The 26,122-nt window shown below is 60.3% G+C and carries 31 protein-coding genes and 2 pseudogenes; 13 read left to right on the top strand and 20 right to left on the bottom strand.

Annotation, left to right across the window (positions count from 1 at the left end; genetic code table 11):
* Complete coding sequence (locus NKH42_RS25175) at window positions 1-513, top strand: OmpA family protein (protein WP_352478386.1); 513 nt, start codon at window positions 1-3, stop codon at window positions 511-513.
* Here NKH42_RS25175 and NKH42_RS31305 read toward each other — a convergent pair.
* From NKH42_RS31305 to soxR, 3 genes are all read right to left on the bottom strand, one after another.
* Window positions 411-644, bottom strand: a complete 234-nt coding sequence (locus NKH42_RS31305; protein ID WP_502894195.1) for a DUF6894 family protein — start codon at window positions 642-644, stop codon at window positions 411-413. The genes NKH42_RS25175 and NKH42_RS31305 overlap by 103 nt on opposite strands.
* Window positions 598-1,392: a Crp/Fnr family transcriptional regulator gene (locus NKH42_RS25170; RefSeq protein WP_352506254.1), complete on the bottom strand. Its 795-nt coding sequence runs from the start codon at window positions 1,390-1,392 to the stop codon at window positions 598-600. The genes NKH42_RS31305 and NKH42_RS25170 overlap by 47 nt, the downstream gene beginning before the upstream one ends.
* Window positions 1,393-2,465: 1,073 nt before the next feature.
* Complete coding sequence (gene soxR, locus NKH42_RS25165) at window positions 2,466-2,900, bottom strand: redox-sensitive transcriptional activator SoxR (protein ID WP_127862987.1); 435 nt, start codon at window positions 2,898-2,900, stop codon at window positions 2,466-2,468.
* An 85-nt stretch (window positions 2,901-2,985) separates the two neighbouring features.
* Here soxR and NKH42_RS25160 point away from each other — a divergent pair, with 85 nt between their 5' ends.
* The 3 genes from NKH42_RS25160 to NKH42_RS25150 all read left to right on the top strand — a co-directional run bounded on the left by NKH42_RS25160 (window position 2,986) and on the right by NKH42_RS25150 (window position 5,198).
* Window positions 2,986-3,708 (top strand): SDR family NAD(P)-dependent oxidoreductase, encoded by a 723-nt coding sequence (locus tag NKH42_RS25160; protein ID WP_352974622.1) that lies wholly within the window; start codon window positions 2,986-2,988, stop codon window positions 3,706-3,708.
* A complete protein-coding gene (locus NKH42_RS25155) occupies window positions 3,705-4,799 on the top strand; it encodes an S-adenosylmethionine:tRNA ribosyltransferase-isomerase (protein ID WP_352478392.1) in 1,095 nt (364 codons plus the stop codon). The genes NKH42_RS25160 and NKH42_RS25155 overlap by 4 nt, the downstream gene beginning before the upstream one ends.
* 198 nt (window positions 4,800-4,997) lie before the next feature.
* Window positions 4,998-5,198 carry a hypothetical protein gene (locus NKH42_RS25150; protein ID WP_352478394.1) on the top strand — a complete coding sequence of 67 codons (201 nt, stop codon included), beginning with the start codon at window positions 4,998-5,000 and terminating at the stop codon, window positions 5,196-5,198.
* 14 nt (window positions 5,199-5,212) lie between these two features.
* On the opposite strand, the gene NKH42_RS25145 is transcribed toward NKH42_RS25150, so the two are convergent.
* From NKH42_RS25145 to NKH42_RS25100, 11 genes and pseudogenes are all read right to left on the bottom strand, one after another.
* Entirely contained in the window at window positions 5,213-5,440 is a 228-nt protein-coding gene (locus NKH42_RS25145) for a hypothetical protein (protein ID WP_352478395.1), read from the bottom strand.
* A 477-nt stretch (window positions 5,441-5,917) separates the two neighbouring features.
* A pseudogene (locus NKH42_RS31300) lies at window positions 5,918-6,038 on the bottom strand (AAA family ATPase); the annotation flags it as partial.
* Between the two features lie 178 nt (window positions 6,039-6,216).
* On the bottom strand, window positions 6,217-6,408 hold the full coding sequence (locus NKH42_RS25140; protein ID WP_023679340.1) for a DUF6494 family protein: 192 nt from the start codon (window positions 6,406-6,408) through the stop codon (window positions 6,217-6,219).
* Between the two features lie 802 nt (window positions 6,409-7,210).
* Complete coding sequence (locus tag NKH42_RS25135) at window positions 7,211-8,353, bottom strand: MFS transporter (protein ID WP_352506395.1); 1,143 nt, start codon at window positions 8,351-8,353, stop codon at window positions 7,211-7,213.
* A gap of 722 nt (window positions 8,354-9,075) precedes the next feature.
* Entirely contained in the window at window positions 9,076-9,780 is a 705-nt protein-coding gene (locus NKH42_RS25130; RefSeq protein ID WP_352506251.1) for a GntR family transcriptional regulator, read from the bottom strand.
* 102 nt (window positions 9,781-9,882) lie between these two features.
* A complete protein-coding gene (locus NKH42_RS25125) occupies window positions 9,883-10,623 on the bottom strand; it encodes an aspartate/glutamate racemase family protein (protein ID WP_352506250.1) in 741 nt (246 codons plus the stop codon).
* 8 nt (window positions 10,624-10,631) lie between these two features.
* Window positions 10,632-11,354: an ABC transporter ATP-binding protein gene (locus NKH42_RS25120; protein ID WP_352478401.1), complete on the bottom strand. Its 723-nt coding sequence runs from the start codon at window positions 11,352-11,354 to the stop codon at window positions 10,632-10,634.
* Between the two features lie 2 nt (window positions 11,355-11,356).
* Entirely contained in the window at window positions 11,357-12,136 is a 780-nt protein-coding gene (locus NKH42_RS25115; RefSeq protein WP_352478402.1) for an ABC transporter ATP-binding protein, read from the bottom strand.
* Window positions 12,137-12,140: 4 nt separating this feature from the next.
* Window positions 12,141-13,115 (bottom strand): branched-chain amino acid ABC transporter permease, encoded by a 975-nt coding sequence (locus tag NKH42_RS25110; protein WP_352506249.1) that lies wholly within the window; start codon window positions 13,113-13,115, stop codon window positions 12,141-12,143.
* A gap of 5 nt (window positions 13,116-13,120) precedes the next feature.
* Entirely contained in the window at window positions 13,121-13,987 is an 867-nt protein-coding gene (locus NKH42_RS25105) for a branched-chain amino acid ABC transporter permease (protein ID WP_352478406.1), read from the bottom strand.
* Between the two features lie 77 nt (window positions 13,988-14,064).
* On the bottom strand, window positions 14,065-15,267 hold the full coding sequence (locus NKH42_RS25100) for an ABC transporter substrate-binding protein (protein WP_352478408.1): 1,203 nt from the start codon (window positions 15,265-15,267) through the stop codon (window positions 14,065-14,067).
* Window positions 15,268-15,746: 479 nt separating this feature from the next.
* Here NKH42_RS25100 and NKH42_RS25095 point away from each other — a divergent pair, with 479 nt between their 5' ends.
* The gene (locus NKH42_RS25095) at window positions 15,747-15,953 is read left to right on the top strand and encodes a hypothetical protein (protein WP_352506248.1); all 207 of its coding nucleotides are present in this window, start codon (window positions 15,747-15,749) and stop codon (window positions 15,951-15,953) included.
* A gap of 614 nt (window positions 15,954-16,567) precedes the next feature.
* Here NKH42_RS25095 and NKH42_RS25090 read toward each other — a convergent pair.
* Entirely contained in the window at window positions 16,568-16,825 is a 258-nt protein-coding gene (locus tag NKH42_RS25090; protein WP_352506247.1) for a hypothetical protein, read from the bottom strand.
* Window positions 16,826-16,941: 116 nt separating this feature from the next.
* Between NKH42_RS25090 and NKH42_RS25085 the strand changes: the two genes are divergently transcribed.
* Entirely contained in the window at window positions 16,942-17,208 is a 267-nt protein-coding gene (locus NKH42_RS25085; RefSeq protein WP_352506246.1) for a hypothetical protein, read from the top strand.
* Between the two features lie 65 nt (window positions 17,209-17,273).
* On the opposite strand, the pseudogene NKH42_RS25080 reads toward NKH42_RS25085, so the two are convergent.
* Window positions 17,274-17,894, bottom strand: a pseudogene (locus tag NKH42_RS25080) (recombinase family protein).
* 20 nt (window positions 17,895-17,914) lie between these two features.
* Window positions 17,915-18,607: a hypothetical protein gene (locus tag NKH42_RS25075; RefSeq protein ID WP_352691722.1), complete on the bottom strand. Its 693-nt coding sequence runs from the start codon at window positions 18,605-18,607 to the stop codon at window positions 17,915-17,917.
* 855 nt (window positions 18,608-19,462) lie between these two features.
* On the opposite strand from NKH42_RS25075, the gene NKH42_RS25070 reads away from it, so the two are divergent.
* Together NKH42_RS25070 and NKH42_RS25065 are read left to right on the top strand one after the other, a co-directional pair.
* Window positions 19,463-19,639 (top strand): hypothetical protein, encoded by a 177-nt coding sequence (locus NKH42_RS25070; RefSeq protein WP_352478410.1) that lies wholly within the window; start codon window positions 19,463-19,465, stop codon window positions 19,637-19,639.
* A 4-nt stretch (window positions 19,640-19,643) separates the two neighbouring features.
* Window positions 19,644-19,886 (top strand): DUF982 domain-containing protein, encoded by a 243-nt coding sequence (locus NKH42_RS25065; protein ID WP_352478412.1) that lies wholly within the window; start codon window positions 19,644-19,646, stop codon window positions 19,884-19,886.
* A gap of 610 nt (window positions 19,887-20,496) precedes the next feature.
* Here the strand turns inward: NKH42_RS25065 and NKH42_RS25060 are convergent.
* Complete coding sequence (locus NKH42_RS25060; RefSeq protein ID WP_352702918.1) at window positions 20,497-20,658, bottom strand: DUF6894 family protein; 162 nt, start codon at window positions 20,656-20,658, stop codon at window positions 20,497-20,499.
* 201 nt (window positions 20,659-20,859) lie between these two features.
* Between NKH42_RS25060 and NKH42_RS25055 the strand changes: the two genes are divergently transcribed.
* The 3 genes from NKH42_RS25055 (at window position 20,860) to NKH42_RS25045 (ending at window position 21,716) form a co-directional block, all read left to right on the top strand.
* Entirely contained in the window at window positions 20,860-21,120 is a 261-nt protein-coding gene (locus tag NKH42_RS25055) for a hypothetical protein (protein ID WP_352478416.1), read from the top strand.
* Between the two features lie 99 nt (window positions 21,121-21,219).
* Window positions 21,220-21,456 (top strand): DUF982 domain-containing protein, encoded by a 237-nt coding sequence (locus NKH42_RS25050; protein WP_352702920.1) that lies wholly within the window; start codon window positions 21,220-21,222, stop codon window positions 21,454-21,456.
* 80 nt (window positions 21,457-21,536) lie between these two features.
* Window positions 21,537-21,716 (top strand): YodC family protein, encoded by a 180-nt coding sequence (locus NKH42_RS25045; RefSeq protein ID WP_352478420.1) that lies wholly within the window; start codon window positions 21,537-21,539, stop codon window positions 21,714-21,716.
* Window positions 21,717-22,233: 517 nt separating this feature from the next.
* On the opposite strand, the gene NKH42_RS25040 is transcribed toward NKH42_RS25045, so the two are convergent.
* A complete protein-coding gene (locus NKH42_RS25040; protein ID WP_352478423.1) occupies window positions 22,234-22,506 on the bottom strand; it encodes a hypothetical protein in 273 nt (90 codons plus the stop codon).
* A gap of 81 nt (window positions 22,507-22,587) precedes the next feature.
* Here NKH42_RS25040 and NKH42_RS25035 point away from each other — a divergent pair, with 81 nt between their 5' ends.
* Entirely contained in the window at window positions 22,588-22,815 is a 228-nt protein-coding gene (locus tag NKH42_RS25035) for a hypothetical protein (protein ID WP_352506240.1), read from the top strand.
* 36 nt (window positions 22,816-22,851) lie between these two features.
* Here the strand turns inward: NKH42_RS25035 and NKH42_RS25030 are convergent, their stop codons facing one another.
* Window positions 22,852-23,523 carry a Crp/Fnr family transcriptional regulator gene (locus NKH42_RS25030; protein ID WP_352478425.1) on the bottom strand — a complete coding sequence of 224 codons (672 nt, stop codon included), beginning with the start codon at window positions 23,521-23,523 and terminating at the stop codon, window positions 22,852-22,854.
* Between the two features lie 224 nt (window positions 23,524-23,747).
* Between NKH42_RS25030 and NKH42_RS25025 the strand changes: the two genes are divergently transcribed.
* Complete coding sequence (locus NKH42_RS25025) at window positions 23,748-23,909, top strand: hypothetical protein (RefSeq protein WP_167522729.1); 162 nt, start codon at window positions 23,748-23,750, stop codon at window positions 23,907-23,909.
* The last annotated feature ends 2,213 nt before the right edge of the window (window positions 23,910-26,122 follow it).

Raw genomic sequence — 26,122 nt, 5'->3', positions numbered from 1 at the left:
ATGAACCGTATGATTGAAAACACGCGCCGGCTGCTCGCTGCCGGCCTGCTGATGCTGGTCGCATCCTGCTCGACCAGCAACACGCTCGCCCCTTCCACGCCTGACATCACCAACACCGAGGTTGCCGGCTTCCAGAACGTGCAGCCGGGCAGCGAGGAGGATTTTATCCTCAATGTCGGCCGCCGCACCTATTTCACGCAAGGTTCGGCCGCGCTCGATTCTGTCGCCAAGGCCACCCTCGACACCCAGATCGCCTGGTTAACAAAGCATCCGCGCTGGCTGCTCAAGCTGCAGGGTTTCGCCGACGATCCCGGCGCAAGTGAAATGGCGCTGTCGCAGCAGCGCGCCGATGCGGTGATGGACTACCTCGCCGCCGGCGGCATAGACCGCAACCGCATGTGGGCCAAGGGCTACGGCAAGGACAGGCTCGTCCGCGACTGCCCGGACACCGCCTGCAGGTCGCAGAACCGCCGCGTTGTGTCCAATTTGCGCGATGAGAGGGACGAGTCGTAGAGGCTGTCCATGCGGGTTCGGAAGACGAGATCGTGCGCGGTGGCGAGCGCATGCTCGCGCAGATCCTCCACGTTTGCCAGTTCGTCACCTTCGTGATCGGGTATCAGCCGACCGCGGTAACGAATGTTCATGAAGTAACGCAAGTCCGCCACTCATCTCTCTCTCGCTTGATCGGGAACTGGAATACGTTGGAGTATTCCCTCTCGGCGAGCCGTAGGACTGGCCGGCGATCTGTTCCAGCTTCGCTCGATCCCTCATCCCGACGCGACCACGCGTGGCCCTGATCGCACCGGCGCCCTCCAGCATCTGCACTGCAAGTGTCACGCCCGGACGACGCGCGCCCAGCATAATGCTCATGAATTCGTGGGTGATGGGCATGTCGTCCTGCTCTAGCCGGTCGTGCGTCATGAGAAGCCAGCGCGCGAGCCGCTCCTCGACGGAGTAGCCGGCGTTGGCATAGGCCGTCTGACTGACCTGCACGATGAAGGTATGCACGAAACGCAGAAGGAGCGCGCGCAGCGCGGGGCTATGGTCCATAGCGGCCTGTAGCTCGCCCGCCCCAATGCGGAATGCTTCGCCTGCGACCTGGACCAGGCAGGTGTGCGGCGAACGGTCCACGCCGAGCACGATGGGGGCACCCACCAGGCCCTCCGATCCCACCATGCCGACCTCGAACCGTCCTTCCCCGGTGTCGGCGACGATTGAGGCAACCCCATATTCGGGGAAGGTGACATGGGTGATCCTTTGATCGGCTCTGAACAGATGTTCGCGCAGTCCAAACGACACCGCCTCCAGGTGCGGCTGCACCAGGACAAAGTCGTCAGGCGACAACGAAGCCAGCAGACGGTTGCGAAGGATCGATTGCTGAAGCTGAGCCATGCCCACAGCCTCCGTTTTGGAGCAAGAGCACGAGCACACCTCAGCCATTTCTCAGCCGCTTGCGCCCTAACGATCAGCAAGCGATCGTATCCTCCTCAGATCCTTGCGAAGCAATGGTGAACCCATTTTTCAGCGTCAGATCGGAGCTTAGGTACAGATTCGTACCGACATGTCTAAATGCAGACTTGCTTTCCACGGTTCTGGTCTAGAAATGCGTACCAAATCGCTCCTGGTAGTGGTCTTTCCCCAAGACTGATTTCGGCAGTTTGGGCACCAGTAGCCACGTGTCAGCAAGTTCGCTCGCGCGGCCTCGGTGGCAAGCATAACGAAAGGAACCAAGCTGCCAGGGCCAGGTTCGAAGCCGGTTCCTGAAGAGGTCAATCCATGTCGCGCGCGTGTCGCGTGGATTTGCGAGTGTCGCAGGAAATCCTTGCAAATCACCGGTGGCTGCTTGCAACATGGCGCGAAACACAATCGGCCAGCTTTAAGGGCTAGCCGATTGTCAAGTTTACTTGAGAAATTCTTGGTAGCGGGAGACCGCTACATCGCAAGACCCACTATCGAAGAGGCGTTCTTTTGCTATCGTCGGCAAGCGGCCTGACAGCAAATCGAGATCGAGCAACCACGAACTCGAAATTGCGAGTCGGGACGATGATGGATGGGACGAACTGCCCCGAAAAAGCTGAGAAATTCGGATACTTAACGTAAAGCCTTGGGTCATGGGTCATGCGGTACCGAATGCAGTACCGTTCGGGCGATCAACCAACGATTGGAAAGGTTCCCCAACCGCCGATCAATCCGATCAGCCTGTGCCAACGCGCAACGGCTCCAATACTCAAACGTTTCGGGCGGGACTGAAGAGGTTGATGACTGCCGCACCCGGAGCGGTTCGACGTATTTCCTTATTTCGCTTGGCCCGCTGAAATGCAGCCGCGTTTTTAGAAGGAACGACCGTCTGACAGGACGACGCAAGCACTTGATGGCAAGGCCGTCGAGTGGATGGAGAAAGTCAGCGACGAACAATATCCCGCTGAACGTTACAGGGCAGCAGCGTCTCGCACTTGCCTGCCAACTCACCCCAGCCAATACCTCGGCCCCGGCCCCTTGCGTCCTGCCATATCGGCAGGGTTCGCAAGGCTACACCGGTCGATCGACAGACAGCCGCAACCGATGCACTCGGTAAGCCCGGACCTCAGGCGCTGCAACTCGGCGATGCGCTGGTCGATGCGCTTAGTCCACTGGCCCGACAACCGCGACCAATCCCGACGCGACGGCACGCGATCGGCTGGCAACTTGGCGAGCTCGGCGCCGATCTCCTCAAGCGTCAGCCCAATTCGCTGCGCGAAGACGATGAAGGCGATCCGGCGCAGCACGGATCGCGGATAGCGTCTGTGTCCCGAGCCGGCCCGCTCGGACGCGATCAGCCCGCGCTCCTCGTAGAAGCGCAGGGCCGATGAGGCGACGCCGCTGCGCCGCGACACGTCGGTGATGGTCAGCATGGAATCCATGCATGAACGAAAGCACGATTCCCGCTTGACTTCAAGTTAACTTGAACTTGTAGCAAGGGCCATAAAGCTTGAAGGAGCACCGGCAATGCAGTCGAATATTGATCTTCAAGGACTTCGCGTGGCGGTCACGGGCGGCACCTCCGGGCTCGGAATGGCGCTTGTGCGGCAGCTGACCGTGCAGGGTGCGTGCGTGGCCTTCGTCGCTCGCACCGCCGCGAATGTCGAACGCATCGCTGACGAGACGGGCGCGCACGGCATTGTCGGCGACGTCGGCAAGAAGGAGGACACCTACTCGATCGCACTACAGGTCACTGCCAGCCTCGGCGGGCTCGACGTCCTGATCAACAATGCCTCGAGCCTCGGCCCTGTCCCTCTGGCGCTCCTCGCCGATACTGAGTGCGAGGAGCTGGAAGTGGCGCTCGCGGTCAACCTGGTCGGCGCGTTCCGGCTGACGAAGGCCCTGTTCGGTGCGCTTGCCGCGTCCGCACGCGAGGGCCGTGGCGCGATGGTGATCAACATCTCCAGCGACGCGGCGGTGAACGCCTATCCCGGCTGGGGCGCGTATGGGGCGAGCAAGGCCGCTCTTGCCCATCTGACGGCGATTTGGGAGGAGGAGGCGAAAGCCGACGGCATACGGCTCCTCGCACCCGACCCTGGCGACATGGACACCCCGCTGCACGCGCTAGCGCTTCCTGACGCCGATCCGTCTACATCGAAACGCCCCGAACTGGCTGCTGCCGAGATCATCGAAAAGATGATCGACGCGTTACAGGTCCGCGCTACGCTTCACGCCGGGGCATGCGCATGATTGCCGCCGATCGTTCCGATCGGCGCGCAGCCAGGCTGTTGGTCGTCGAGGCGGACGGCACGATGCGCGACCTGCCGCGCGCTGGAATCGCGACGCTATTCGGTCCCGGCGATCAGGTCGTCGCCAATGACGCCGCGACCTTGCCTGCCAGCTTGCACGGCACGCATGTCCCAAGCGGTGAGGCGATCGAGATCCGCCTGGCGGGCTGGCTGTCACTTCCCGATCCAACCCGTTTCGTGGCGATTGCCTTCGGCTCGGGCGATCACCGCACGCGCACGGAAGACCGGCTGCCTCCACCTCCGCTGTCACCAGGCGATCGCCTCCGGCTCGGCTCGCTTGACGCCGTCGTCGAGCGCCTTCTCGACCATCCACGCCTTCTCGAGTTGCACTTCCCAGGCAACCGCGCAGCGGTGCTTGCAGGACTGGCGCAGCACGGCCGGCCGATCCAATACGCGCATGTTCCCCAGCCGTTGGCACTGTGGGATGTTTGGACGAAGATTGCCGCCGGGCCGGTCGCGTTCGAGGCGCCGTCGGCAGGCTTCGCGCTCGACTGGCGCACGCTCCAAGCCTGGCGTCGGCACGACGTTGGCTTTGCAACACTCACGCATGCTGCGGGCGTGTCTTCCACCGGCGATCCCGCGCTCGACTCGCGCCTTCCCTTCGACGAGCCATACCGCATCCCTGGGCGCACCGCGGCGCAGGTCGCGCGGGCGAAGCTGCGCGGCAGCCGCATCATTGCGATCGGCACAAGCGTAGTGCGCGCACTTGAAGCAGCCGCCAATCCCGGCGGCAATGTGCGTGCCGGAAATGGCATTGCGACAGGGCGCATCGCGCGGGGCACGCGGCTTCGCGTGGTCGATGCGATTCTCACAGGCGTCCACCAGCCCGGCGAAAGCCATTTCGAGCTCCTGCGCGCCTTTGCCGATGATGCTCTGCTCGCTAAGGCCTCCGCAGCCTTCACCGCGTATCGATACCGCGCGCATGAATTCGGCGATTCCATGCTGCTCAATCGCCAACCGCTGCTTCTATCGCGCGAACGGAACCGTGCCGAGGTGCTCGAGACGAAGCCTCTACTCGAGGCGTGGCTATGATGTCGGCAGGTTCGGTGGCATTCCGGGCCGCACCGCGAACGTCAGCTTCGGAGAAGTGGAACAGACCCAAGGTTGATTGACGATTCTCCCCAGGTCCACCCGGTTCCGAACCGGCACAACGCGCCAATTGCCGACCTTTCCGGCGAGTGTACCACTACCCACTGCCGCCCCGAGCATCCCCGACACCGAGCCGTCGGCATGACGTCGACCGATCGCTCCGCCGCGGCCTGGATCGACCAATCGCTGGCCCACGTCGCTGAAGCCATCGGCCGCATGGACGACGATCGGTTCCTGGCCGAGCACCAGTCCGCCCACGATGAACCGCGCTCGCCGTCTGTGGACATGGTTGCCGCGGTGCTTGAGTGGTGGCGCCGGTGGCCGGTGGGGCGCGACGAATGAAGCGCCGGCCCAGTTCAACCTGGGCGACGCCGTTCAAAGCTGGGGGGATCGATCTTCACCAAGCGGTCTGCGGCCTCGACCGCAGCTCGTATCCTGCTGCGCAGCGCGAGATTCTTGGCCAGCATTTCTTCAGTGCGTTGAAGCGCGAGCTCGGTCCGATGGATGCGCTGCCTGGCAATGGCAACTTCCGATGTCAAAATATCGGCCGCTATCCCGTGGCCGTGGGGTTCCATAGTGTCCATCAGTTTCTAATACATGGGGGGCGATATCGTTCCCTGATATCGGGCGAGCGGGGTGCCGCCGTTCCTCTATCAGTGATGAGCGCTGCCAATATGGTCCGGCCGTCTTTGCAGCCGCGACAGGCGCGATGGGCCGAATAACCAACGCGCTCCCTGTCAAAACAGCGCCAGAAACAAGGCGCCCCCCTCGATCCATCCTGATGCGGCCCGATGAAGTGCGGGATATCAAATCAGCCGCCGACTATGCTGGCCGCGATGACAGGACCATTCGTCGTTGGGCAACGCGATATGGGATCGGGCGCCAGAGTGGACGAGGTGCGCCCCATCGAAATTAGCCTGCCAGCCTTGGAAATGGTTGCACGGCAAATTGGAGGCGCTGGAGACGCTGCGCGCCGGCGACAGATCAAATCGATGCTGCGGCCGCGCTCGAGTTTCAAACGGGCAACCGGCGTTGGAGACGGTCGCCCGGCCGCTTCACGTAACGGCGCGGCGGGCGAACGCCGCCGCGTCAACCCAGGAATAGCACATCGCCGTTCCGATCAAGTTCCTCCGCGACGACACGTCGGCCCGGTTCCTCGACAACCGCATATCCTCGTCGGGCGCCTCCATAGATTCGTTGAACCAACGACTGGAAAGGATCGGTGTTTCGCGTTCCGTTAGAGTCGCAAGAGCGTGGGGTGAGCGGTACTACATCCACCCGGCCAGACGCCATTCCAACCGCTGATCCGTCTCGACGCTTTCGGCCGCCTCGGCCGTCTCGCTAGGTCGCTTCGCCCGGCTTATGGAAGTTCGATCTCGCCGTCCACCACGTGGTTAAGGCCGGTGCCTTCCGCCGTCAGCGTCATGCGGACCTTCAGCTTCTTGCCGCCGATTTGCCCTTCGCGCACCGTCTCCTCGATCTTGCGCTGAGAGGTGACGCCGACTTCCTTCAGGAACTTGCGGATCGACATGTTGACGGCGTCTTCGCTCATGGCGGAACTCCTCTGTATCCGGAAGGGATTGTAAGGGAAGGCAAGGGATCAAGGAAGCAGGACGGTGACGCACGGTTTTATAGAAATAGACCTGGAGCCGGGTGGAGACGTCGGGTCCTTAAACTTGATCGGCCCCTGGCAGGAGGAGTGGAACCGATCGACGTCTTGCGCAGAAGGAGCACTATGACGGCTATCTCGGCCTTGCTCTGACCGATCAGGAAAAGAGTGATCTGATCGAGTACCTCAATCGATCTGATCAGCACTCGGCGCTTCTTTGGGTTCGATTGGGAGGAAAGATCATTAAAGAAGATCGTGGTGAGGTAATTGCGGGTCGGCACAACAGGCCAAGCGCTGTCTCGCCGGAAACTTCTTAAGGTGTCGATGACCGGCGCGGGCGATTGCAGGTGCAGGTGGGCTTGCTTCCTGCATGACAGGTCAGCCTGCGGCGCGGCGCCGAAACAACCCCAAAGCCTGTGGCGCTTTATTAGGATGTTCCAAACAAAGGTCGCCGCTGCGCCGGGTGCTCCCATTTCCTGAAGCCGAATGCATCCGAGATTATCGCGGGTGAAATCAGCCCCGATGGTTGGTGCCGCTTCTACAAAGCACGGCCTGCCTGATCGGCAGAGCCCAGCGGAGACTTTCGTTGTCTGCTGCGCTGGCGGGTGATGGTCTGCAGGCATCGGGTCGAGGATGTCGGGTCACATTAGGCATTCGACAAGTCCGGAGTCAGAGCCGAAGTGATCAACGACCTTTCCAATATTTGCCTTCCCGATTGACCCCTCCCGGTCAAGCAACTCAAATATCAGCGTTCCTCTGGCGGCTTGACGTTCTGGAACTGCATCAGCAGCAGCAGATCATAAATGATTTTGAGTGCGCCGCAGATCAGGAGGGGCCATGCCCGGAACGAGGCAGCGAACAGAACGCCCGCCAGGGCGGGACTGGCTGCGGCAGCCAAACTGCGCGGTACCGATGTGAAGCTCGCGGCGGCTGCCCGCTCCGCCTCCGTGACGACCGCCATGACGTAAGATGAGCGCGTCGGGACGTCCATCTGCGAAAGCGCGGCACGGATCAGCAGCAGGGCGAGCGCCAGAGGGAGCGTCGGCGCAAGCGCCGCCAGCATCAGGGCGATGCTGGACGGAATGTGTGTGAACACCATCGTTTTGATGAGTCCGATGTGCCGCGACAGCCAGGCGGCAACGGGGAATGAGAACGCCGAAAGGATGCCGGACCAGAAGAAGAAAAAGCCCGCTTCCGAAAGCGACAGGTCGAATTTTTCGAAAAGCCACAGGGCAAGCAGCGACTGGACGAGGAAGCCGCCGGCAAAGGCATCAAGGCTAAAAAGGGCCGCAAGCGTGAAAACGATATTCCGCGAGGGGCCAAGCGCGGACGTGCTGCCGGAGTCCGACGTTGGACGGCGCTGCGGGATCTGCGCGTAAAGGAGACCGCCGAGCAGGCCCAGCAACGCATAGAGCACGAACATCGCCTTGATGCCGGTGAGTTGATCGAGGCCGGCTGGAGCCAGAAGATCAGGTGTCGCCGAAGCGAGCGCGCCAACCGCGGCTGCGAGCGCACCCACAAGGCTGTAGCGCGCGAACATCTTGGTCCGCGCGGCGTCGGTGACTTCGCGTGTGAGCACGGCATGCTCTAAGGGCACGAATACGCTGACGCTGCCGGCCGACGGGTTGATGGTGCCTGCGAAGGCGATCACCAAAAGCAGCGCGTAGTCGTGGACGACAGCAAAGGCCACACCCGTGGCGACCATCAGACTGGCGGCGGTAAGCAGGAGTTGGCGGTGATCGTGTCGGGCACCAAGGAGTCCGACGGCGATGGTCAAGAGCGCTGAACCGAGCAGCGATGCGGTTGCAATGATGCCGACCTGCAGAGGCGCGAAGCCTAATGCGAGGAGATAGACCGGCAACAGAACGGCCACGAAGCCGTCGCCCATGTCCCGCAGGGCTCGGGCCGCAAAAAGAAAAGTCGCCGGGCGGATCTGCTGCACTGATCTAGCCTGACCTCGTCACCTGCATTGGCGTCACCGGCTTTGGCAGCGTCGCTCGACAGGGCCGGAAAGATCATGACGGAGTCGCATTAGACATTCCAGCAAGGCGAATATCGGATTCAATCCTCGGGCTACCGCCCAACAATGCTGAATCATATCGTGTCAACGGCTTGCAACGACCGAAGACGCAACTGGCGCATATTGCACTTGGCTGTCAAGGTCGGGAATGAGGGTCAGAACCTGCCCGTGATCTTGCATTCAGGGAAGGTCCGAGAAGGGTCGGATCGCGAAGTTCCCTGCATTGAACGTCCCAAGATGGCGATAGTGCCGTTTCGGAACCCGGTGGACCGGGAGCAGGATCGCCAATCAACCGGGGATCATGTTGCAACCAAGTTCGAATGTCGCGTTGCTGGCAAGTAGAAATGTCGCATTGGGACGTTTCAGGGGTAGGCGCCAGGTCAGGATTGCGGGGTGACGTGCATCCTGGCTTCGCCGTGAGCGCCCAATCGGGGGCGATCAAGTATGGCACTTCGGCTTAACTACCTTTGAGAGCGGCCACTTACGCGCGAGCTTCGTTGGCCGGTGTCGGTTGCGGGTGATCCGATATTCGTCCAGCATCGCGACGACATCTGCAATGCGAAGCTTGGCGAAGAGTTTGACAGCGCAGATCAGCGCAAGATGTCCGACAGGCTCTCGGGCTTCTTCTCGCCAAGTGACAGATCAAGGCCCGACAGAAGTTCGACGAGATGGCTTCGCATCAGGTCGGACGCGTTTTGTGCGTCGTGCTTTTCGATGGCATCGACGAGGGCGTGATGGGCGTGGCTTTCGCAGGTGGTGTCGCGGCGGCGCCAGTAGAGCGCGATGATCAGCGACGACCGCGACAGCAGGTCTTTGACGAAAGCGGTCAGGATAGAATGGCCGGCGATTTCGGCTATGCCGACATGGAATTTTGCCGACAGCATGATGGCGTCGCTGTCGCGGCCGGCATGCAGGGCCTCGTGCTCTTTTTCGAGATGAAGCCGCAGTTGCGCGATCTCGGCCGGCTTTGCCACTTCGGCGGCAAGCGCCGCGACCTTGGGCTCGATCAGCGCCCGCGCCTCGAAGACCTCGCGCGCTTCCTGCTTGGTCGGCTGGGCGACGAACGCGCCGCGGTTCGGCTCGAGCCGAGCCAAGCGGTCATGCGACAGCGCCTGCAGCGCCGCGCGTATCACCGCGCGGCTCACCGAATAGATCGAGGCGAGTTCGTCCTCGGGTAGTTTTGTGCCCGGTGCGAGGCGGTGGCTGACGATGGCGTCGCGCAGGCCGGCATAGACCGGAAACCAGCGCATCGTCGGCTTATCGCCATCCCGTGGCTTTGGCCCAAGCAGGTCCATCGTCTCATTGTCCCGGCGGCCGGATCGCATAGCGGCACGAACACCGCGTTTCCGGCCGCACATCGAACATCCTGTGTGGGAATGTCAACAATTTTGCACGCATCAGGATAGACGGCCGGAGGGCGAAAAGGGCGCAAAGATTCCGGCGAAGGATTTTTCGAGTGGAACCTGGTAGCCGCCGCGCTTTGAGGTCGACAGGCCAAGGCCGACGAGGCTCTCGCAGAGTTTTACTGCGCAGGCGACGCCGTCGAGCACGGGAAGGCTATGTTCGCGGCTGAGCGCGGCGGCGAGGTCGGCCATGCCGGCGCATCCCAGCACAATCGCTTCGGCCCGGTCGTCGCGGATGGCGCGCTCGATCTCCTCCGAAATTCGATGGCGGGCGTTGGAGCCGGGCACTTCGAGCTCCAGAACGGGAACGTCGCTTGCCCGCACCCTGGCGCAGCGGCTGGCGAGGCCGTAGCGCACCAGATTGTGCTCGATCGCCGGCACCGAACGCGACAGCGTCGTCACCACGCTGAACTTGCCGGCAATCAGGCTCGCCATGTGAAACGCCGCTTCGCCGATGCCGACCACCGGCATCTCGCCGACGCAGCGTACTGCGTCGAGGCCGGTGTCGTCGAAGCAGGCGATGACGCAGGCGCTCGCCGCCGGATGTCTCTGGATCTCGCCGATCATTCCCGGGATGGCGAAGACCTCGTCGAAATAGCCTTCGACGCTCGGCGGCCCGTCCTTCGGATTGACGGCGATGATCCTGGTGCCGGCCGAAGCCGCGCGGCGCGCCGCCTCGCCGATCTTTTCGGTCATGGACGCGGTGGTGTTGGGATTGACGACGAGTACGTCCATTTGCGCTTTCATATTTCGCCGCCGAGATAGAGTTTCTTGACCCGGTCGTCGCCAAGCAGCTCAGCCGAATGTCCGGCCAGCGCGATCTTTCCGGTCGTCAGTGCGTAGGCGCGCTGCGAGATGCGCAGCGCCATGCGCGAATTCTGCTCGACCAAGAGAACACTGACCTTTTCGTCGCGATTGATCGCCACGATGGAGCGGGCGATGTCCTGAACGAGCTTCGGCGCGACGCCGAGCGAGGGTTCATCGAGCAGCAGAAGCTTCGGTTTGGCCATCAGCGCCCGCCCGATCACCAGCATCTGCTGTTCGCCGCCGCTCATCGTACCCGCCGTCTGGGAATAGCGTTCCTTCAGGCGCGGGAAGCGCCCGAGCACCATGTCCAGCGTCCTTGCGATTTCGGCCTTGTCGATGCGGGTGAAGGCGCCCATCATCAGATTGTCGCGCACCGTCATGTAGGAAAAGACGCGCCGACCCTCCGGCACCATGGCGATGCCCATCCTGACCAGCTCGTCAGGGCGCGTTCCGTCGATGCGGTGGCCCTGGAAATGAATCTCGCCGCTGCGGACCTTCTTCAGGCCGGTGATGGCGCGCAGGATCGAAGATTTGCCCGCGCCGTTCGCGCCGATTAGCGCGACGGTCTCGCCCTCGTTGACGTTGAGCGACACACCCTTCAGTGCATAGACATGGTCGTAGTAGAGTTCGACGTCGGAGACTTTCAGCAGTTCGCTCATGGCTAAAATCCGATCGTCTCATCTTCGGCGCCGAGGTAGGCCTCGATGACCTTTTCGTTCTCCTGGATTTCCTTCGGCGTTCCCTCGGCGATTTTCACACCGAAGTTCAGGACGACGATTCGGTCGGAAATGTTCATGACGGCGGGCATATCGTGCTCGACCAGCAGGACAGTCACGCCGCGCTTCCGCACGCCGCGCACCATCTCCACCGCGCGCACGGTTTCGTCATGGTTCATGCCAGCGAAGGGCTCGTCGAGCAGAAGGACGGTCGGGTTCGTGGCGAGCCCGATGGCAATCCCGAGCGCGCGCAGATGGCCGTGCGGCAGCGTGCTGGCGATCTCATGCCGTTGCGCGCCGAGACCGAGGAAGTCGATGATCTCGTCGGCCGAGCGGCCGAATTCATCTTCGTCGCGCCGTGCGGTATTCGTGCCGAGATAGAAGCCGGCAAGGCTGGCATTGGAACGCAGGTGATGCGCGATTATGACATTGTCGCGCACCGTCATGCCCTTGAAGATCGTCGTCTCCTGGAACGTGCGCACGACGCCCTTCCGGGCGACGATATGCGGCGCCAGGCCTGAAATCCGCTCTCCCCGGAACAGCACTTCGCCCGAGGTCGGATTGAGAAAAGAGGAAATCAGCTTGAACAGCGTCGATTTGCCGGCGCCGTTGGGGCCGATGACGGAAAGGATCTCGCGTTCGCGGACCGCGAAGGAAACATTGTTGACCGCGACCAGCCCGCCGAAGCGTTTGGTCACTGCCTTGATCTGGAGAAGGTCAGTCATGGTCCTAGCCCTGCTTCTTGCCGAACAGCCGGAGGCTGAGCAGGCCGTTGGGAAGGAACAGCATCAGCGCGATCAGCACCGACGAGAAGATCAGCAACTGGAACTCGCCGGTCTCGAACAGGAAATCCCAGCCGAAATAGAGCACGAAGGTGCCGATCATCGGCCCGAAGACGTAGCTGAGCCCGCCGAGGAAGCAGTTCAGCATGAAGTTCACCGAGTCGGTGACGGTGAAGCTGGACGGATAGATCGACTGAGAGATGGCGACGAACATCGCGCCGCCGAGACCGCCGAGGAACGAGGAGATGGCGTAGGCGATGACGCGCAGATAGGCGATATTGACGCCGATCGAGGAGGCCAGTTCCTCGTTCTGCTGCAACGACTGGCAGAGTTTGCCGATGCGCGAATGGACTAGGCGGTAGAGCGCTGCAAAGCACAGCACCATCAGCACAACCGACACCAGATAGAAGGCGGGACGCGGATTGGCGAGCGTCGCGAAATCCGGAAGGATGGTCAGCCCGAATATCGAGATGCCGCCGGGGAGCGGAATGCTGACCATGCCCTTGGCTCCGTTGGTGATCGGCAGTGCCAGTGCGAGCAGCCGCGCCACTTCGGTCAAAACCAGCGTGACCATGGCGAAATAGACGCCGCGAAGCCTGAGGATGGGCAGCCCGATCAGCACGCTTGCAGCGGCGCAGAATAGCCCAGCCAGCGGCAGTGTCAGCCAGAACGACACACCATACTGGACGACAAGGATGGCCGAAACATAGCCGCCCATAAGCGCGAAGGCACCCTGGCCGATATTGATGCGGCCGATGTAGAAAGTCACCCACACCCCGGCGCTGGCGATGCTGAGCAGCGCGACCGAAGTCAGCGTGTAGTAGAGGTCGAGCCGACCCGTCGCCTCGATCAGCCAGGGCACGCCGATGAGTACGACCAGCAGGAAGACAGCGACGCCGAGGATGTTGCGTGTACGCTTCATGTCGATCACCCCCACGGCTTGCCCATGAGCCCGTTCGGGCGGATGCTCAGGAACACCATCAGCGCGGCGAAGATGACGAGATAAGTGACGTCGCCATATTGGCGTAGCACCGTCAGGCCGACCGATTCCATCATGCCGAGGATGAAGCCGCCGGCGATCGCTCCGCTGACCACGCCGGCGCCGCCGATCATCACCATCAAGAACGCCTTGATCGAGATCGGCCCGCCGATGCCCGAATTGACGCCGGTGATGGCGACCAGCAGCCCGCCGACTATGCCGGCAAGCATCGCGCCGAGCGCAAAGCCGATCATCGAATAGCGGTCGACCTCGACGCCCATAAGCTGTGCCGCGACCCGGTCCTGCGCCAGCGCCCGCATGGCGCGTCCCGGCTTGCTGTACTGCATGAAAAGCACGAAGGAGGCGATGAACAGTATGGCGAGTGCGCCGACCAGCAGCCGGTCGTAAGGCATTATGAGGCTGTCGGAGACGAAGACGCCGTTGACGATCTTCGGCACGCCGCGCTGCTTTTCGCCGAACAGGAGGAGGATCACGGCGTCGAGGAAGAATGCGACCGCCGCCGCGAGAAGCATCGTACTTTCCTCCCGCACGCTTCGCCTAATCACCGTTCTGAAAAGGAATTTCTCGACCAGCGCTCCAATGACCAGCAGCGTGATCCCGGACGCGACGAGCGCGACGACGAAAGGCATGCCGAGCTGGCCATAGACGGTGTAGGTGATGAAGCCACCGAGAACGTACATCTGCCCATGGGCAAAGTTTAGCACGTTCATCAGAGCGAAGATCAGGGTCAGACCGAGCGCGATCAAGGCGTATTGCGCACCAAGATAAAGCCCGTTGGCGATGACTTGTTCCATCAGGATGGTTCCCGTCCATTCAGAGGCTCAAGGCGAATGCACGAGCCTCTGCGGCAATCCGCTTCAGTGCAATTGCGTCAATCGACTTGAGCGACGAAGAGCGTCTCGAACTTGCCGTCGCGGTATTCCGTGACCACCATCGGGACCGAAAGCTGGCGCTTCTGGCCAAACGACGTCATTCCGACATAGGTCAGCTTGGCATCGCCCTTCAGATAGGGATTGGGCGCCGAGAAAGTGTCGATCGTCTTCTTGAACTCCTCGACATTGTCGATCGCGGCCGGGTTCGCCTTCAGCGTCTCGATGATGTATTCGAGCGCGTAGACCTTGGTGTTGGACTCGTCATTGTATTCGCCAAACATTTTCGTATAGCGGTCGACGAACTCCTTCATCATGTCGGATGCGATTTCGGGCGTCGATGCGCCGCCGACTGAGATGAAACCGTTGGCCAACTCGCCCGCGCCCTCTTCCAGCACCTTGGCATCCTGCGCCGTTTCGGTGGAGATCAGACCTTCGTAGCCGAGCTCGCGCGCGGCGCGGATCAGCAGCGGAGCATTGCCGGGCGCGACACCCGAAAGCACCAGCAGGTCCGGTTTTTGCAAAACGATCGGCGTCAGTACCGGCGTGAAATCGCGGGTATCGTTTTGGTAGACGTCCGTGGCAGCTACAACCTCAAGCCCGAGCGCCTTTGCCGCGGCAACACCGCCATCCCGTTGACTCAGCGGATCGGATTCGTTGGCGGCGACAAAGGCGACTTTTTTCACGCCCCTGTTTTCCATGAGATATTTGTAGATCGCCGGAGCTGACTGGTAGTTGGCGATCATGCCGAGCACGGCGTTGGACGCCGGCGGGGTGTAGAGTTCCTTCGGGAATGCGTAAGGAAAATAGATGATGCCCTTGGATTCTGCCACGGGACGCACCGCCGCCGCGCCGTCGTCGACATTCGGACCGACGACATAGTGGATGCCCTCCTGGGCCATCTTCTCCATGCCGGCGATCGCCCGCTTCGGGTCCTTCTGATCGTCGAAGGTGACGATTTTGATGTCATAGGTCTCGTCACCAATCTTCACCCCGCCGGTTTCGTTGATCCAGGCGGCGCGCGTCTGCATCGAGCGGACGTTGGATGTGCCCCACGCAGCGGCCGCGCCACTCGTCACGCCGACAAAGCCGATCTTGAGTTCCTTGTTGGCGGCTTGCACTGTGATTGTGCCGCCGGCCATGATTGCCAGCGCAGAGACGGCGCCGAGTGCGGCGAATGTGATTATTGAACGTCTGTTGATCATTGTTCTTTCCCCTTTGGAGGCCGCGCATTGTTGCGACAGAACTCGACCGATACGCGGACTTTTGTGAGTCAAGGCTCAAATCAATTATCTGTCAACAAAACTTTTACAGATTGTTGACAATCTTGTGCGGTCGTAGAGGAAGGACGTAGGACCGGCACGGCTTCGTGTCGGCGATGGTGCGGCATCCACAAAATAGGAATATAATCCGCATCCCATCAAGGCACATAGACTTCGTCCCGCCCTCAGCGCATGCTCGTATCGGGGAGCTGAAGGGCAACATGGACGCGATCAACGCACACCGACAAAAGGGCGGCTGTGTTGCCGGCACTTTGTAAGCCGTTCCAACGTTAAAATTGTCGGCTTGCTTCCCGTCCCTCGCGACTGCGGGGTGGTCGTTTAATCGATTGACTCGCGTAATGCACCGGCAGTTAATCTCCCCGCCAGGGCAAAAAGACGGGCTATGAAACTGGGAGCAAACGATGACTGTCCAAAAAGAAGACTATCGAACCAACAGAGCCGACTACGCCACAGCTGCGATGCATAGCCGAGCGACCGCTGAGGGCGATCGTGATGATTTGGTGGCGAGGAAAAAGTCCCTGTGGGTAACAGATCGGCGATCTGCAAAATTGGCTGCAAACCCGTCAGAAAGCTCGCCAGAACCCAAGGCAAAAGCGCGCGGTAAGTGAATCGTGCCAGCCACTTTCTTACCGCCGCGTACTTTGTTCGCATGGTTCAAGTACATTAGATTTGTCTAATGTACTAACCAGTCAGTCGAGCATTCCCGAACGCTCGCTGGTCAGGCCAAGCGGCCCCCTAACCCAAGCCGCTGGGCCGCCCCCTAAGGAAGTGCGTGTATCCCTGAGGCGGTCGTCGGTGACCCGCCTCCGTACCGCGGCCGGGATCGCAACCACGTCATCGACCCAACGCCCCGCATCGGTACCGCTCAAACGAATGGCAATTTTCTGTCCAGATGCGTTTAGTATCCATTCTCGGGAGACCCACGCGTGGTCGCGTGGGAGACAAGTGACTCCCCTTTAAAGGCATCGAGATGCTACCAGTGCTGAAAAGTCAGTTCCTTAGACCTAAAGATCGGGCGATTTGCCAGCGGGTTGTCGACCAGATAACCGCCGACGCTAAATGGTACAGCACTTCGATAGACGGTCAGATTCTGGTCTCGACCACGCTGAATCTCTTTCAATCAGGGGTCGTAAACGAAACGAATTTGCTGGCACATGTTCGCGCGCGGCGCCACGACTTCACTAAACTGACAGCCTAGCTCCACCCGGGCGGAAACAGCGCGCTAAGCTGCAGCATACACGTTTCCGCAACGAGAAAAGGCGGCAGATCGAGGTGCCAGCCCTGTTCTGGCTGAGTATCTTGTAGACACCAGCTTGACGCGCTTCAGAACAATGGTCTCGCCGTGCGGATGTTCGTCGAGGTCATCGATTCCGACCCCATGCTCAGCGATCCGGTCAAGAAGCCGGAGACCGGACCGGATGACCGTCGCCCTGGCAGCGCCTTCCACCGGCGCAGCGATCTGCTGTTCGATATAATCCATCTCTGGCTTCGCCATGAGGTCGAGAATGTGTGGGAACATCTTGCTGTACACGCGTGGTCGATAGCGGCTCTTTGTGCCGAGAACGCGGTTGGAGCGCCTGGATCCTCGGCGACGTGATGGTGCATGAGGCCCGACAGAACGGCGTCAACGGTCAGGTCGAATGTTTCCTGATCCCGGTTCCGGCGCTTGTTCGTCCTGAGCCCGACATGGGCCTCGCAGTTCAGGAGCAGCCCGATCGCTTCCTGGACGATAGCCTTGGTGTTCTCCGATGCGGCGAACCGATAGGCATTGAAGGGACTGTCGCGCTCTTCCTCTCCGTCATCGAGTTCGGTCACGATAGGGGTAGTCTGATCCATCTGCAAAATTTCTGGTCTTCAAAATAGCCACCCCGCATACGCGGTCGCATGAACGGCGATAAGCAGGCAAGGTGTCGCGGGAGCGCTCCTCGCTATGCCGCCCTGTCCCGCTTTGCCAGCTTCGCCACGGTCGCCCGAGAGCAGCCCATTACGTCGACAATCTGATTCCAGCTTGCGCCCGTCTTCAGCATCGCCGAGGCAGCGGCGTTCCGCTTCGCGTCCTCCTGCCGGCCCCGCATACGCCCGTCGGCCTTGGCCTTCTCGATCCCTTGGACCTGCCTCCTTCTTCGGTCGGTGTAGTCCTTGCGGGCAATGGCTGCGAGCATGTCCAGCATCATACTATTGATCGCCTCGGCCATGCGCCGGGAGAACTCGTCGCCTCCATCACTGACAGCCTGCCAGGATGTCGGCAGGTCCAGCGCCACGACGCGCACCTGCTTCGCCTTCAGGTCGGCTCTCAGCTTCTCCCAATCGGCCTCGTTCAACTGGGAAAGACGATCAACTTGCTCCACCAAGAGCACGTCTTGGGGATGACAATCGCGCATGAGCCGATCCAGCTCAGGACGCTTCAAGGTTGCCCCACTCTCGTTCTCTTCATACCAGGCGGCCACCGCCAGACCGCGCTCTTTTTTGAATCGTTCAAGGTCTTCCCTTGCCCGTCCTGCGTCTTATTCCTTGGTTGATGCGCGGAGATAGGCCCTGATGAAAGACATGTTCGGAAACCCTCTTCAGTTCAGTTAAGATGGTTTCCGGTTTGGCTGGTACCGCTGGAGCATACCATACGAGACCGGGTGCCTCGGTGGGTCACTTGATGAAGGAATAGGGCGTCAGGAACGGCTGACCGTACTGACCGGGCCAAGACCCCAAGAACTTGACGGAATAGCCTTTGAGGAACCCCGGTCGCCGCGTCTCGAAGTTCAGCCATGTTTTGGGAGACGAACGCCATGACCGCGAACGATTGCCGAAACATTGCCCAATACCCGGTCACCCCAAGCTCCATGCCTTTGACAAACCTGAAGCTGAACTGATCTCCCACATTCTTCCGGCCCTGCGACATGGTGTAATCCGCCCCGAGGATGTCCAGAAATGCTTGGGGCAGCCGGCCTTGAAATCGTTCATAGTTTGAATGCCATCGCGCAAACACGCCACCAGCCGGGCCGACAATCTCCCCAGTAACCCAGTGGTGAAGGGCAAACCCATGCGAGCGGCGAAGGTAGTCATTACGGAGGACATGATCGGCCCGTTCGCCGCCAGCACTCCTCCGCCCTTCAACGTAGCGGCCGTCCTCCTTCGGTCTGCCCAGTTCGGCGATTAGGCTGGGATAGTTTCGGTACACAGATTTGATCGACCGCTTGACGTCGTCATGCTGTTCAGCCGTCGTCGGGTTGGGCAGGAAGCGGCTTGCGAACGCCGCGACATCGTCCATCTCGCGTGTCCCTTCAGTGACATTGCTTGCAGGTAGTCACTTCCCCGCCCTTCGGTCGCCACTTTCCATCGAACAGCCCCCTTGGCGGTACGTGGTCGATGTCGACGCCGCGAGTCGATCCGGCACAATAGATGCAGAACGGCTGCTTGCTCCGTAACTTCTGGCTCAGACTCACCATGTTGGGGTCCAACTCTCCGACACAACATGTTACGGCCTCGCTGGCGGAAAGCGAAGGGCGCATGGGGGAGTCTCGCGCGAGCCAGTTATCCGATCCCCCGCTCAGAAATTTCTACCAAACATTCCGCCCCCTTCACACGAGATCGTATGTTGATTTTTTACCACTGTGGATCATCAATGATCGCTTGGGTTTAGCTTGAGGGGGCTCCCAGGATGGGCGATCAACCGAACTCTCCACCCGCCGCAGCTGCCACGAAGGACCTTGTTCAGAAAGTGATCCTGCAAGCCTCTCGCGGTGAAGTCTTATCCGTAAAGGAGACCATCGCAGAGATACGCCGAGACTCTTCGTATCTGCTGGTTACTGACGATGAGCTGGTCTACCTTATAATCACTGCGGCCCCGGCCTTCGGACTGTCAGTCGCGTTCGACCTCCACGAATAGTCCTCCCGGCAGCCCATTGGTTCGACCTCAGGTGTACGTCGGGACGACCGATCCGGGGTTGTGGGACCAAAGGCGGATCGAGGCGCGCTCTATAGGGTCGAGAGGGCAGGGGGTCCTCGCGCGAGCCAGTAATCCGATCCCCTGCTGAGAAATTTCTACCAAACATTCCGCCCATCATTCAAAGGAACAAATCCGCTCGCGGTGCAGTTCGGTCCTTTTAAGCATGCAGGCCGGAACATGGCTGAAATCGATAAAGCCAAACAGAAGGTTATTGCCGAAGTTGTGCGGCGGTGGATCACTTCAGAGGTAATCCGCAATCACCTTCGCAACCTGCTAAATCTGCCCGTAGAACGGGAGCTGCCGGCTGAGCAAAAGCATTTGCTGCAGGAACTTGATAGGGCCGACAAAGAGTGACTGTATGGCACTCCATTGGTTCTCCCCTCCGGTCCCCGTCAAGACCGAGCGTCCCGGGACCCTTCGCAACGTCAACAACGCCGAGACAGCCGGCGAGGAGCTGCTGAAGTGGACGAAGCGTGGCCCTTGCTGGGACCTCGCGGTGAGCGTTTGCATGGCCGTGATATTCGACGAGATGGAAGCTGAGGAGGCCCGTAAGGCATTCCTGGCTGCCGCTAAGGAGGAGGGTAGGCTTTTTCCTGATTAGCAGGTCGCATCGCTCTTCGCGCGAGCCAAATTCGATCACCGGCCCAGACATCTCTACCAAACATTCCACCCCCTCTAATTATCCCTCAATGGCAACCCATTGGTTCGTCCCTCCCGTGTTCGTGAAGACTGAAACCGGCGACAGGCATGGCTGCAACAATGCGAGGGCAGCCCTTGAGCAACTCAAGAGGTGGACCCGCAGAGGACCCGCTGGCACAAGGCGGTGAACCTTTGCCTGTCAGATCTAGAGAGCGATCCGATTGACCCTCAGGTGGTACGAAAGGGCTTTGAGGCTGCCGCCAAGGAAGCCAAGGTGTATCTCTCACCAGAGTAGGAACCCTCCACTCGTGTTCATCGAACCGGTTCGCCATCCGGTCCAGCAGCTTACGGGATGCCGCAATTACGCGGCGGGTTTCATCAAGTGAGAGCCGAAGGTCATCGATGTCTGTGCGCGCGCGACGCTCATTCAACCGAGAACTGTCTATTTGTAAGCGAGAGCTGTCTATCAAGTGATACCAATCGGAAACCATCTTTGCAGAGCTAGCGCGCCCGCATCTCAAACTTGATCATAGCCTCTAAGAACGTTTCGTTGGACTCGTCGCGAACGGTCATCACAAATTCTCGAAAGGGCCATCCGGCAGCTTATCCTTGGTAATCTCAACCAAGGCCTTTACCGCCTCCGCCTTTGCAGCTTCGAGGTCCGGGAGATCGGTACCAACAACGTCAAGGAAGACTTTGCCAGTGTCGGTGAAGTCGAAGAAATAGCGCGGCATCCCTACAAACACAGTAACGCGAGAATGGTTCACGCTTGCGTTGCGATTGGCTGTGCAGCGGGCGCTGGCCGCTCTAATGCGCGCAACGCTAACGAGCGTGACCTGACGTCTAATGATGTCCGCGACATTTGGTTAAAAACGTACCCGCCAAGACTCATCGCCCCGATCGGCTTAGAGTTACTTCCGAAAGGAAGCGCTCTCATGCTGCCATTGCCCCACGCCGTCGATCCAAAAGTAGTTGCCGAGATCAACAATCTTCTAGACCAGTACGCCGGGGCGGTACCGGTGCCCGTTCACAAGCTCGCCGCGGTTGTCCGGCTGCGCCTCAGAAGCCATCTTTCCATCGCGACTATTGAGGCGCTGATCGTGGACGAAGCCGAGTGTCGCCACCTGCCCATGCTGTTCGAACTGCCGGCAACACATGCGGCTGTAGTTTCATCTGCTCTGGGCCGTGCGATTTGAAGTTTAGGCGCTCTGCCCGTCTGGCAACGAAAAGCGGACCTCAGGTTCGCGAAGCGGTATGCCCACGGTCTTCGATGATGAGCGCAGAGCGGCCCCCTCATGGCAACCCATTGGTTCTCCCCTCCGGTGTACGTCAAGACTGACCGACTTGGGGTCACCTACGGCTGCAACAATGTCGAGGGTGCCGCCGAGGAACTCATGAAGTGGACCGAGAGGGGACCGAAGTGGAATCTGGCGGTGCAAGCCTGCAGCGACGCCTTTGAGGGCCGGGTGTCACCCAGGGATGTTCGTAAAGCCTTCGAGGCCGCTGCCGAGGAGGAGGGGGTGCTACGCTAAATCTAGCTAGGTCTCCATTCCGCTTTCCACCGCGTCCCACGTCTGATTACTGGTCGTTCTCAAACATTGGGAGAGAATTTATGTCTGATTTCAAAGTTGGCGATGTGGTGGAGCTAAAGTCTGGCGGTCCTAACATGACGATCAACGAGGCGCAGAGTGCCGGCGGGTTTATGTGTCAATGGTTCAACAACGACGGCGGGGCGTACAAGCTTGAGACCGTCAGGATTAAAGGTGAAATGCTCAAAGCCGTGCCGAAGTAGTCGCCGCGCCTTCCTGACAGGGGGTCCCACGTTGCCTTTGATTGTTACGAACGGAGCATTGCTTGATGGCGCTGATCTTGGAGAACGTTACCAAAGCCCAGAACCTCATGAGCAAGATCGGCCCACCCATCTGCCGATGTGGGCTTATCACGGCAGCAACTTCGCGGGCATGTGCCTAGAGTTCGATACTGCTGACCTCATGATCAGTGACTTCCATGCAGAGAAACTGCGCCCGGTGACCTATGCGCGCGCAACGCTCTGCCATCGCTCACGCTCGCCGACATGGGGGCGCAGCATCTCGAAGAGGCGGTGATTGCTCGCATCACGCGCAAGCGCGGTGAATGGGCTCACGAGAAGGAATGGCGCTTCGTTACTGGCCAAGCCGGGCCTAAGCACTTTCTCGACGATGCGCTTCGTCGCGTGTGCCTGGGTCCCCGTGTCAAACCTGAACACGCCGCGCGGGTATGCGAGGTGATGGACCGGCGACCGGTGGAGGGGGGAAATCAGGGGTTTTGAACTAGCGTTTCGCAGCATTAAGCCAGCTAGGCCGCTGGGCGAATGCGAGCGGGTCGGCATCGGCAAGTTCGATCCCGTGGAGGACCTGTTCGCGGAAGCGGAACTGAAGCAGTTTCTGACGGTGCCATTCGAGGCACTTCTTGAGGAATGCCGCCGAACCGCTTCGAGGCCGAACATGGAGGCAATGGCCGGGATTGATCTCGCCGGCAGCAACAGAAACGCCATTTACTTCTGGACGACCTATAAGCTCCGGAGCGGCCGTGAGGTCTTTCACAAGCGTTACTTCGACCGACGATTGCGCCTTGTCCTCGGGAAGGACTAAGTGGGGCCAGAAGACGGGATCGGGAGCATTGCCGTGGAAGGTTTGGACGAAGACACTCGGAAACGGCGGGAGACGCTGACTGCAGTTCAGTATGGCGGGATTTATCCCCCTCACGAAGCGTTCTACATCCAGTCGATCATCTACGCCGAGCCGGCTTTCGCCCTAATGGCCGAGCGTGGCACAGGACGCTATGTCGGGAGCGCCTTTATCACCTTGAACCGGGAGATGCGGGAACGCTTCACTTGCGGCCGAGGAGTATGAAACGTGCGGTGCCCCCCGCCGCAGCGACAGCCTTCGCTATTCCTTCTTGTCGACCAGCGCCCGTAGTGCCGAGACGTCATGCAGCAATAACCTGCTGCCGCGCTTTTCGATCAGGCCTCTCTTGGCGAGGTCGCTCATTTCGCGCGAGACCGCTTCCCTGTGCGTGCTCATCGTTGCCGCCAGCTCGGAATGCGTCGGTGCCGGGCTTATGGACACCTCGCCGTCCACGAGTGCGGCTTTCTCCGCCCGATGCAGGATCTCGACGATCAGCCGTTTTCGCACGACCAGAGTGCTGTATTCGAATACCCGCTCGGTCATGCGCCGGAGCTGGGCAGACAGATGCTCAAGCAGCACCCAGGCAAAAGTCGGGTGGGTCATCACGATATCCCGGAATGCTGTGCCGGACAGCCGTGCAGCGCGGGTTGCCTCCAGCGCGACTACGCTGGCAGAGCGTGCAATCCCGTCAATGCCTCCGAGCTCCCCGAAAATGTCACCCGGTTCGACATCGCGATACGCTATCTCCCTGCCGTCCGCTGAAACCAGTGTCACGCGAGCACGTCCTTCCAGCAGGAAGAAGACATCGCGACCAGTGTCGCCGTGGGAAATGATTAGCTCGTTGTGTCGATAGCTGCGCTCGTGCCACCGTTTGGTCAGCGCGGCCAGGTCGGCATCGCAAAGTCTTGAGATGAAGGCCAGAGAGCCTGTCACAACGGTCTCTTGTTCAATCAAGTGTACTTCACCTTACTCCCTATCCAAGGAAATTTGATGGCCGTAGGTCCCGCTTTCCGGGATGCAAACTGGGAGCGGATTTCGCCAATGTTTTCCCCGGTGTGGGAATTCCCACAGCCGAGCCTGGTTCGACTGTCATATCCTTGTTGCAACGTCAGGCCCGCCGGCTCGTGCGCAAGCCGGCGAAGGGAAAGGGAACAGTCATGAAATTCTTGGCTCCCGTCACAAAACTTGCTGCGGGGTTTCGCAAATTCGTCGCGCCGCGCTACCGCCCGGAGCTTTATTACATGCGTGGCCCGGGGCCAGCCACCGCCCGCCGTATGGGCACGCCGCGGCAAAACCAATCCATCGACCACTACGCCTAATTTGCCTCGCGGACGCCTGACGCTCTCGCCCGGAGTGCCGTTCGCGCCGTTCCGTACCGGTCAATTCAGATCAATGAAGGGAGGATCTGATCATGGTTATAATTCATGCTGCCGCCATTGGTCCATTTCGCAGGTGGTTACGCCTCCGCGCCGAGCGAAAAGCTCTCTTGTCGGCAACGGACCAGTTGAGCCGTTTACCCGATGACGTCCTTGGCGACATCGGCATCTCACGTGACGAAATCATGTGCGATTTGCGAAGCCGCGCCATCCGTCATGCGGAGGCAGGCGCGGCCGGCACGACGATCGAGCGCACCAGGATCGCTTCGGCCTCGATCCCGAAACGGTTGGCCGCCGGCAGTGGCTACGCCTCGGCCGAGATCCCCTTTGGCTGGTCCACGAGCGCGCGATCGAGCCTTACATCGAGGTTTCGACAAGCAGCGGCGCGCGGACGGGACCTTCGAACGGCACTACACCTGCGACCCCAAGGACTGGATGTTGACCGACGGGAGCTGGGGAGGATCTCAAAATGATCATGTCAGTTGTTAAGTCCCTCGCGCCTGTGACGCTCGGCACCGTGCTGATCGCAATCAGTCCGGCTTCATTGTCGGCTTCTGACGCCCAGGACCTCGCGTTCGCTCACGCTGACATGCCAATCAAACAGCTGAAAGACGTCTATTTGGATTGCGAGCGGGGAGGCCGCCGGTGCGCTGGGGACGGACGATGTGATGTACTGTTCGATGCGCGAGTTCCGACTAGGCGCGCGATAGCAGTTTGCGCATAATCAACGATGCATGGCCTTCTGCACCGTGCGACGCGGCCCTGCGATCGACCACTTCGAACCATGTTTGGACCGCGCACTTCGCCGATCAGCGCAGTAACCAACCCGCGGAGTTCCGCGAGCGACAGCCTTCAAACGAATCAGTCGGTGGTAGCGTCACGCATAGGGTGAATCACGAACGCGCTCGCCTGCAAACCCCTTCGCCCGGAAATCTGCCCCGGTTACGCGGTTCGCCAGCAGACTGAGAAGGAGCGGCTTCAGCCGATCGCCGATGCTATTTGTTATCTTTGTGCCGAATGGCAGCTTTGCGCCCCGATTTCGGCCGTTCGACTATATCGTTCGAACTCCCGAAAGCTGTCGGGGCTCCGGCCCTCTCAAACCCTCCACCGCCGTTGTCGCGCATGTGCCGCGTGCCACCTGCCGTGCTTTCAGCGAGCCGACCTTACCTCCAGTCTGGAACCTAGCAGTCGCCCAACTGGTTCAACCTTCCGCCACGGCCGGGCAGGGGAGGGCGTGCAAAACGGTAGGCGCGACCTAAGAAACGGTCGCGGTTCGAGTCGGTAGAGGGATACCGCCAATACAGTGCTGTGACCGAGTTCGTTTGCTGACGGGGCCTCTTAATCAGCGCAAATAAGTCCGACTCCGGACTCTGCAACCAGTTTCAGCATAAATCACTACTAGTCGCGATCTGACCAAAGCCCCGCCGGAAAAAAACGGCAAGGCCTTTTCCACGGCAGGTTTGGCGAAGCGCGGAAGGGCACTCGGCCGCCCACGTAACCGGCGTGCACGGTGAAGACGAGAAGGACGCTCTTCCAAGCGCGGAGTTCGAATCCTCCCTCACCGAAAACGGCGTATTCGCGGCACGTCAGCTTACGACACAAATATGCGGGGTTGATGGTTCGACCTGGTAGATGGCAGAGATCAACTTCGGCCTCGCTAAGCGAAGTCGTGGGGTTTATCCGACAGCGGAATCAGGATACGCGACGAGCACCCCGTGCCGGGTCAACCTCGCCGTCGGCAAGTACCGATCGGTGCGGAACCAAGCGGATTCACGCTTGTCGGCAGCGGACGCCGGCGGTGGCGATCAGCACCCGAGCAGGCTCCTCATTAGCAAGACAAACGTCCAGAGCGGAGGCCAATCTTGGCACGCGACTGCGCCATCCTGAACGACCGCTCTCCTCGGCTTAGTCAAACATACCTGCGGAATGATGCGCCTGGCCGGTGACAAATGAATCTCTGCTGGACCGCGGATGATATGGGGAGGCGCTCGCAAATCGCGCCCTACGCGCGGGTTGATCGGTTGATTAACATCAAAGCTTGAATATCAGAAATGCGCCAACTGTGACGGCGGTGGTCACCGTGGCTCGAGTGTCAGCAGATGTGGTAAGGGTGAGTGTCGGCGAGTAGCAGAGGTCCAGCAACAATGACTTTGAGG

The sequence above is a fragment of the Mesorhizobium sp. M1142 genome (genome assembly GCF_040318565.1).
Taxonomy (GTDB): Bacteria; Pseudomonadota; Alphaproteobacteria; order Rhizobiales; family Rhizobiaceae; genus Mesorhizobium.
This window is presented reverse-complemented; position numbering and strand designations above follow the sequence as displayed.

Bases quoted from the DNA above. Each gene is read 5' to 3' on its own strand.
- NKH42_RS25175 (WP_352478386.1), top strand. From the start codon at position 1: ATGAACCGTATGATTGAAAACACGCGCCGGCTGCTCGCTGCCGGCCTG.
- NKH42_RS31305 (WP_502894195.1), bottom strand. From the start codon at position 644: ATGAACATTCGTTACCGCGGTCGGCTGATACCCGATCACGAAGGTGAC.
- NKH42_RS25170 (WP_352506254.1), bottom strand. From the start codon at position 1,392: ATGGCTCAGCTTCAGCAATCGATCCTTCGCAACCGTCTGCTGGCTTCG.
- soxR (WP_127862987.1), bottom strand. From the start codon at position 2,900: ATGGATTCCATGCTGACCATCACCGACGTGTCGCGGCGCAGCGGCGTC.
- NKH42_RS25160 (WP_352974622.1), top strand. From the start codon at position 2,986: ATGCAGTCGAATATTGATCTTCAAGGACTTCGCGTGGCGGTCACGGGC.
- NKH42_RS25155 (WP_352478392.1), top strand. From the start codon at position 3,705: ATGATTGCCGCCGATCGTTCCGATCGGCGCGCAGCCAGGCTGTTGGTC.
- NKH42_RS25150 (WP_352478394.1), top strand. From the start codon at position 4,998: ATGACGTCGACCGATCGCTCCGCCGCGGCCTGGATCGACCAATCGCTG.
- NKH42_RS25145 (WP_352478395.1), bottom strand. From the start codon at position 5,440: ATGGACACTATGGAACCCCACGGCCACGGGATAGCGGCCGATATTTTG.
- NKH42_RS25140 (WP_023679340.1), bottom strand. From the start codon at position 6,408: ATGAGCGAAGACGCCGTCAACATGTCGATCCGCAAGTTCCTGAAGGAA.
- NKH42_RS25135 (WP_352506395.1), bottom strand. From the start codon at position 8,353: ATGGGCGACGGCTTCGTGGCCGTTCTGTTGCCGGTCTATCTCCTCGCA.
- NKH42_RS25130 (WP_352506251.1), bottom strand. From the start codon at position 9,780: ATGGACCTGCTTGGGCCAAAGCCACGGGATGGCGATAAGCCGACGATG.
- NKH42_RS25125 (WP_352506250.1), bottom strand. From the start codon at position 10,623: ATGGACGTACTCGTCGTCAATCCCAACACCACCGCGTCCATGACCGAA.
- NKH42_RS25120 (WP_352478401.1), bottom strand. From the start codon at position 11,354: ATGAGCGAACTGCTGAAAGTCTCCGACGTCGAACTCTACTACGACCAT.
- NKH42_RS25115 (WP_352478402.1), bottom strand. From the start codon at position 12,136: ATGACTGACCTTCTCCAGATCAAGGCAGTGACCAAACGCTTCGGCGGG.
- NKH42_RS25110 (WP_352506249.1), bottom strand. From the start codon at position 13,115: ATGAAGCGTACACGCAACATCCTCGGCGTCGCTGTCTTCCTGCTGGTC.
- NKH42_RS25105 (WP_352478406.1), bottom strand. From the start codon at position 13,987: ATGGAACAAGTCATCGCCAACGGGCTTTATCTTGGTGCGCAATACGCC.
- NKH42_RS25100 (WP_352478408.1), bottom strand. From the start codon at position 15,267: ATGATCAACAGACGTTCAATAATCACATTCGCCGCACTCGGCGCCGTC.
- NKH42_RS25095 (WP_352506248.1), top strand. From the start codon at position 15,747: ATGACTGTCCAAAAAGAAGACTATCGAACCAACAGAGCCGACTACGCC.
- NKH42_RS25090 (WP_352506247.1), bottom strand. From the start codon at position 16,825: ATGGATTATATCGAACAGCAGATCGCTGCGCCGGTGGAAGGCGCTGCC.
- NKH42_RS25085 (WP_352506246.1), top strand. From the start codon at position 16,942: ATGGTGCATGAGGCCCGACAGAACGGCGTCAACGGTCAGGTCGAATGT.
- NKH42_RS25075 (WP_352691722.1), bottom strand. From the start codon at position 18,607: ATGGACGATGTCGCGGCGTTCGCAAGCCGCTTCCTGCCCAACCCGACG.
- NKH42_RS25070 (WP_352478410.1), top strand. From the start codon at position 19,463: ATGGCTGAAATCGATAAAGCCAAACAGAAGGTTATTGCCGAAGTTGTG.
- NKH42_RS25065 (WP_352478412.1), top strand. From the start codon at position 19,644: ATGGCACTCCATTGGTTCTCCCCTCCGGTCCCCGTCAAGACCGAGCGT.
- NKH42_RS25060 (WP_352702918.1), bottom strand. From the start codon at position 20,658: ATGCCGCGCTATTTCTTCGACTTCACCGACACTGGCAAAGTCTTCCTT.
- NKH42_RS25055 (WP_352478416.1), top strand. From the start codon at position 20,860: ATGCTGCCATTGCCCCACGCCGTCGATCCAAAAGTAGTTGCCGAGATC.
- NKH42_RS25050 (WP_352702920.1), top strand. From the start codon at position 21,220: ATGGCAACCCATTGGTTCTCCCCTCCGGTGTACGTCAAGACTGACCGA.
- NKH42_RS25045 (WP_352478420.1), top strand. From the start codon at position 21,537: ATGTCTGATTTCAAAGTTGGCGATGTGGTGGAGCTAAAGTCTGGCGGT.
- NKH42_RS25025 (WP_167522729.1), top strand. From the start codon at position 23,748: ATGAAATTCTTGGCTCCCGTCACAAAACTTGCTGCGGGGTTTCGCAAA.